Source organism: Anaerovorax odorimutans (assembly GCF_024459955.1).
GTDB classification, from domain to species: domain Bacteria; phylum Bacillota; class Clostridia; order Peptostreptococcales; family Anaerovoracaceae; genus Hominibacterium; species Hominibacterium odorimutans_A.
The window spans coordinates 1-207 of the sequence record NZ_JANFXK010000283.1 but is presented as its reverse complement, the minus strand read 5'-3'; the positions used below and the strand labels follow the sequence as shown (position 1 = coordinate 207).

Annotated in this window: 1 protein-coding gene; it reads left to right on the top strand. The window is 42.5% G+C overall.

Features of this window, described 5'->3' with window-relative positions; translation table 11 throughout:
* A partial coding sequence (locus tag NE619_RS18790) for a hypothetical protein (protein ID WP_256133959.1) occupies positions 1–181 on the top strand: 181 nt, incomplete at its 5' end.
* Between the last annotated feature and the right edge of the window lie 26 nt (positions 182–207).

The window sequence follows — 207 nt, the reverse complement described above, 5'->3', positions numbered from 1 at the left end:
CGGAAATACGGTTATTGTAATCGAACACAATCTGGATGTTATAAAAACAGCAGATTACATTATTGATATCGGTCCGGAAGGCGGAGAACGCGGTGGTACGGTCGTTGCACACGGAACACCGGAAGATGTGGCAGAGAATGAAAATTCCTATACAGGGAAGTATATAAAGAAGATGCTGTAGAAAACACTGTATGGCTGAACTGTTAC